A 6,500-nucleotide genomic window follows, 5' to 3' on the forward strand; every position below is an offset into this window, starting at 1 on the left:
AAGGCGATGCGCGCCGCGAATAACAAAGTCATTTATTTTGCCGGTTATAAAAATTCGGAAGATCGTTTCAAGCCAAATGAAATTGAATCTGCGGCGGATGTTGTCGTCTGGGCCAATGATATTGGCGATGCAATTAGACCATCGCGCGCGCAGGATCGCACGTTCAAAGGCAATATTGTGCAGGCGATGCAGCAGCACCACGATTTATTAGATGGCGCGCATAGAATTCTATGCATCGGTTCGGATCGCATGATGGCCGCGGTAGCGGCGGCGCGTCATAAGGAACTGAAAAATTATTTGCCTGGCGCGCACATCGCCATTGGATCGATCAATTCCCCGATGCAGTGCATGATGAAGGAAATATGCGCGCAATGTATTCAGCGCCATGTCGATCCCAAAACGGGCAGGGAAGAAATTGTTTTTTCTTGTTTCAATCAGGATCAGGACCTTGATCGGGTCGATTGGAAATGTTTGAACGAACGCCTGGCGCAAAACGGCGCACAGGAAAAATTGACAGCGAGTTGGATTAAGAAATTAATGCAGGCTTAGCGATATGTCGGCCATTTTGAATTCGGCCGGTTTAATCAGCTGATTCGAGCAAACCGTGATTTTATACAGCTTGCCTTCGATATTTTTTTCCCAAAATTTTAGGAATTTAAACAGGACAGGGAATTTGGGCGCGATGTCCAATTCCTGCCATAAAAACGTTTGTAGTAGGCTAGGGTAATCCGGCAAATGATATAATATTTCAGCGGTAGTTAGCCGGTAATCTTTAAGTTGTTTCTCAAGTTCGCTCATATACAGCCTTACTTATATATTATTCTATTTTGCCGTCATTTTGGTAAAAAATGTCTTAATTATCATAGTCTTAGTTAAAATTGTTTAGCAATTGCGGCAAGTGACTCAATTTTCTTTGTTTTTTGCGGGGTATATCGGAGCTTGGCGCGCATAATTCAATTAATTGCCTTAGTTTTTAAGTCTCCAATAGTTTGGCTATGATGCTTTGGGTTCTATTGGCTTGTGTCAGCATCGCAATCCCTGCCTGTTGTACTATTTTCTGTGACGTATACTCGGTCATTTCTTTTGCGACATCTAGATCGGCGATAGAGCTGCGAGCGCCTTCGTAATTTTCAAGCATGGTGGCGACATTATCCTGAACCTTTTCCAAACGATTGATATTGGCGCCAACGCCGGTGCGGAATAAGGTTAGTTGATCCATCGCACGTTTAATCGATTGCTCGGCCCGTTTCGCCGCGCCGACGGAATTGATCATGCTATATTCAAGCTGCTGATCAAGCGAATTTAACCGTGTGGATCCCAGGCGATAGCTGATATTATTAATTGTAGCGGCATTATTTCCAACACGGATAGATCCTTCTTGGCCGACAACGGAAATATTTATGCCTGTATCCACGGTATCCAGTTGCCGGACCAAAATATCCAGGCGGCCATCGTGATTCAAATCGGCGATGGCGATACTGGTTGCAATCGTACTGCCCATAGTTTGCGCCAACACGGTAGAGCCAAAAGTAAAGTTTCCGGTGCCTGTGACATAGCGCAATTGAAATGGATCCTCGCCTGTGGGTGCCCACAATATGTCTTGCAGTCCGTCGGCATTTAAATCCGCCACATTCAGCAACATTTCTCCCACGCCGCCAGCGGCGTATTGCGATTGTGCGCCTGTCAACGCGCCAGCGGAATTGGCGATAAAGAAAGCAGTAGCGGTAAATGCGCCCTGCCTACCGCCTATTGCAATGTCCAGAAATCCGTCATTGTTCATATCCACAAGCTGGGTGTTTCTAATTGTCGCAGCGCCAGCAACAACGGTTATGGCCCCGTTGGCAAAGCTGGCGCCTGTGCCGATAGTGCTTTGAACTTGGGTAGTGCTGTTGAATACCAAGTCCATAATTCCGTCATTATTTAAATCGCCGGCGGTAATGCCGGTGATTGTTATGCCGGCATTATAAGATGTGGAAGTAAATCCGCTGCCATTGCTTAGATGTATGCGGTAATTAGTGCCTGCCGATGCAGTCACTAAATCGCTTTTTCCATCGCCATTGACATCGATTACGGTTAATCCAACGGTACCTGCTAGGCCTGCTGCGATTTGGGAAAAGCTGTTGTTGCCGTTATTTTGGTAGACAACCGTCGTTAAGGCCGTGCTAACAGCAATATCTGCTATGCCATCCCCGTTAAAGTCGCCGGTTACAACATTGTTGGCGGCTATACCATTAACAACGGTTGTGGCTGTTTCAAATGTGCCGTCGCCACGGCCTAAAGCCAGATTAATTGTGCTGGTGGCGCTAGTTGCATAAATCATATCGTTGATTCCGTCGCCGTTAAAATCGGCAACAGCAATGGTGCCACCGCCGGTGGCGGTAATAGAAGCGGATTCGGTAAAATCGATGGTTCCGCTGTCAAACAAAGCGGTTCCGGCGAAAGTGGTGGATTTGGAAAGACGTGTTATTTCCGATTTAATCTGCTGATATTCGGTATCCAGCATGCCGCGTTCGACCGCTGATATATTTCCTCCCTGCGCCTGAGAGGAAAGAGAACGCATGCGGACCAGCATTTCTTGCACTCTTTGATAAGCGCCTTCGGCGGTCTGTAATAAAGAAGTCGCTTGTTGGGCATTAATGCTGTTATACCGCAAGCTTACCAATTCGCTGCGAATGCGCGAGGATATGGCGATGCCAGCGGCGTCGTACCGGGCCGATGGAGCATTTTGTCCTGTCGACAAACGGGTCAGGGCGCGGTCCAGCGCATTTTGCGAACGTTGCAGCGATCGCAAGGCAATGGTCGAAGCTTGGCTGGTGCTAACCGTCAGCGGCATTATTTAACCCCCTCGCTGAGTTCCAGAAGTTTGGCGATGATGCTTTGGGTTTTATTTGCCTGCGTCAGCATCGCAATGCCCGCTTGCTGCATAATTTTCTGGGCCGTGTATTCGGTCATTTCCCGCGCCACGTCTAAATCCGCGATGGCGCTACGGGCGCCTTCCTGGTTTTCAAGCATGTTGGCGATGTTGTCTTGCGTTTTTTCAAGACGGTTGATGGATGCGGCCACGGAACTGCGGAACAATCCTAATTGGTCTATCGCACGCTTAATTGATTGTTCAGCGCGAAGGGCAGTGCCTCGCGAGTTGATCATGCTGGTGCTCATTTGATAATCCAGCACGTTCAAATTCATACTGCCGGTGCGGAAAGCAACGTTGTTGCTGGTTCCAGAAGCGCTGCTGACACGAACAGATCCCTGCAATCCTGTAGTGGAAGTGTTCATGTAAACGATGACTTGCGTGTTGGTGCGTACAATTGCGTCCACCAATCCGTCATTATTTAAGTCGCGCATTACTATGTCGTTTTGTCCGGATGCGGAAGTAACGCTTTGGTAAGAACCATAGTTCCAGCCGCCATAGCCCTGGCGGAAGCCGAAGTTGGCGCCGGAGTTGCTGGAAATCAAGTCCAGGTATCCGTCACCATTGATATCATAAGCGTAATTGGCGCGTTGTGATGCAGCGCCCATGCTGATGCTGACTCCGGCGGCAAAGGTTCCGTTGCCGGTATTGCGCAAATACCATAAATTGCCTGTATCGCCGACAACAACGTCCAAGAATCCATCGCCATCGATATCGGACAGAGAGCTAAATCGGGCGGATCCGGTTATGGCGCCGCTGGCGGCTCCGGAAGTGAAATTTCCGCCGCCGTCATTCTGCATGACGATAAATTGACCGGCGGTATTGTTGATAGCAAGATCTAAAATACCATCGTTGTTCATATCGCCTGCCACCATCGAACTGGCGGTAATCGATTGGATAAAAGTGGCATTGCTGAAATTCAATCCGGTGCCGTCATTCAGCCGGATGCTAATGCTGGTGCCGCTGGCAATCGCATAATCCAGCTCTCCATCCCCATTGAAATCGCCGGTAACAATGTTGGTTGCACCGCCAGCAATGATTGTTCCTATTGCAAATGTGCCGTCGCCATTGTTCAGGGCGGTTACCGCTCCATTAGTGCCATTGGCAAGGATATCCATTCTTCCGTCGCCATTAAAATCGCCGACAGTGACGTTAGTCATTACGGCGCCTAATCCCATATTGATGGCATAGTCGCTGGTGGTATTGAAAGTGCCGTCGCCAAGCCCTAAAAATACCCGCACGCCTGTAATGGCGTTGCTGGTGGTGATCATGTCCTTGATGCCGTCGCCGTTGATATCCGCAAAATCGTAATCCATGGCGGCGACGATATCGGTCGGCGTATAAGTTACGCCCGATGCAAAGCTGATATTGCCTGCGGCGAACAGATCGTTTTGATTGAACTTGACACTGCGCGCAAGACGCGCCATTTCCGATTTCAGCGCCTGATATTCAGTGTCCAGCATTCCCCGTTCGGTGGATGATAAATTGGAACTTTGCGATTGCGTTGCCAGCGACCGCATGCGATTTAAAATTTCGCCAGCGCGTTGATAAGAACCCTCGGCAATTTGCAGCATGCTGACGGCTTGTTGTGCATTTTGCTGGTATTTCTGCAAGGCGACAATTTCACCGCGAATGCGCGACGATACGGCGATTCCAGCGGCATCGTACCGCGCCGATGGAGCGTTTTGCCCAGACGATAACCGCGCCAACGCACGCTCCATCGAATTTTGCGAACGCTGCAACGCGCGCAAAGCGATGGTGGATGTTTGGTTGCTGTTAATCGTCAGCGACATTAGGCAACGCCTCCTTTCAGCAGCTCTGCTACCATATGCTGCGTTTTAGAAGCTTGCGAGAGCATCGCGATCCCGGCTTGGACCATCATTTGCTTGGATGTATAAGATGTCATTTCTGAGGCCACATCCAAATCGGCAATTGAACTACGGGCTCCTTCCTGACTTTCCATGGTAGTTGCAATATTATCTTGGATTTTCTCCAATCTATTAATCGCAGCGGCCACGCGCGTGCGGTGTAGAATAAGGGTTTCTAACGCTTTCTTAATCGCAGTTTCAGCGCGTTTGGCGGCGCCTATGGAGCTGATCATGCTCCATCCCAGATTGCTCGATTCCAATGCACCGGTGGTAACGCCACCAACACGGAAATCAACATTATTGGCGCTTCCCGCAAGGCCGCTGACGCGCACAGAACCTTCCAGGCCTTGCGTAATCGTGTTCATTAGCACGCGCACACGTTGGTTGGTTCCATCCACCAACACCATATCCAAACGGCCATCGCGATTTAAATCGCGACCAATGATCGCGTTGCCGGTGGCATAACCTGTGACAGTTTGGAATGATCCAAACACGCCAGGCGTGCTGCCCTGGAACCAACCAAAACCGCTAAATCCATCGCCGCGTGTCATAATGTCGATGACGCCATCGCCATTCATATCTCCTAGCAGAATATTATTGACGCCAGATCCGGTCGACATGCTGACATAAGAGCTCCATCCTCCTTGTCCATCGCCATAGGCAATACGAACGGTATTAAATGTGGCCAAAACCAAATCTATTTGTCCGTCGCCGTTGATGTCATTCAGTTGATAATCGTTGGCGCCGAATCCCACCGCGGCACTGACGGCGCCAGCCGAGAATCCGCCGCTGGATGATTGAATGAATGTTTGCAAACGATTATCGCCGAACATACTGGCGGTAACGATATCCATTTTTCCATCGTTGTTCATATCAGCGAGACGCACGCTGACGTTAGCAATAGTGGCGGTTAAGGTTTGTGTATTGGTAAAGTTGCCATTTCTATAACTCCAAATTGCAATGTTTCCGTTAGTAGTACCGATGATTTCCGCGATGCCATCGCCGTCTAAATCGCCAACGGTCAAACTGTTAGATGCATTGCCACCAGCGGTGAAGGTCGCGAGAGTCGAGAAAGTTCCATCACCATTGCCGGTCATCACCAAAATGTTGTTGGTATCAGTAATGATTAAATCGCGCTTGCCGTCGCCATTTACATCGCCGCTTTCTATGGCGCTGACTGCCGTGGTTACGGCAATGGCAACAGCGGAAGCAAACGTGCCGTCGCCAATACCGGCGTATAAATAAACCTGACCGCCGGTGTTGCGCATAATCATGTCGTCGATGCCATCACCGTTGAAATCGGCAACTTCGGCGTCGGTGGCGAATGCGCCACTGGCATAATCAGTCGCGCTGTTGTTAAAGGCGATGCTGCCGGTATCGAACAATCCATTGCCATTAAACCGGGTGCTGGCGGCCAATCGGTTCATTTCCAGTTTCAGTTGTTGGTATTCGGTATCCAGCATACCGCGCTCGACGTTGGACAGATTGCTGCTTTGCGCCTGCGCTGCGAGCGAGCGCATGCGCATCAACATGTCGTTGATCCGTTGATAGCTTCCTTCAGCAACCTGCAGCATGCTGACGCCTTGTTGTGCATTTTGCTGGTATTTTTGCAAAGCGACAATTTCACCGCGAATGCGCGACGATACGGCGATTCCAGCGGCATCGTACCGCGCCGATGGAGCGTTTTGCCCAGACGATAACCGCGCCAACGCACGCTCCGT

Annotated in this window: 4 protein-coding genes; all 4 read right to left on the reverse strand. The window is 49.8% G+C overall.

Going from position 1 to position 6,500, the window contains the following annotated elements:
- Nucleotides 1-534: 534 nt before the first annotated feature.
- A complete protein-coding gene (locus EYC62_04980; protein ID TAH35149.1) occupies nucleotides 535-798 on the reverse strand; it encodes a Usg family protein in 264 nt (87 codons plus the stop codon).
- A gap of 175 nt (nucleotides 799-973) precedes the next feature.
- Nucleotides 974-2,833 carry a hypothetical protein gene (locus tag EYC62_04985; protein ID TAH35150.1) on the reverse strand — a complete coding sequence of 620 codons (1,860 nt, stop codon included), beginning with the start codon at nucleotides 2,831-2,833 and terminating at the stop codon, nucleotides 974-976.
- Entirely contained in the window at nucleotides 2,833-4,704 is a 1,872-nt protein-coding gene (locus EYC62_04990) for a hypothetical protein (protein ID TAH35151.1), read from the reverse strand. Before EYC62_04990 ends, EYC62_04985 begins: the two co-directional genes overlap by 1 nt.
- Nucleotides 4,704-6,500, reverse strand: a 1,797-nt coding sequence (locus tag EYC62_04995; GenBank protein TAH35152.1) for a hypothetical protein, incomplete at its 5' end; no start/stop codon positions are given. The genes EYC62_04990 and EYC62_04995, both read right to left, overlap by 1 nt.

The sequence above is a fragment of the Alphaproteobacteria bacterium genome, assembly GCA_004295055.1.
Lineage (GTDB): Bacteria > Pseudomonadota > Alphaproteobacteria > SHNJ01 > SHNJ01 > SHNJ01.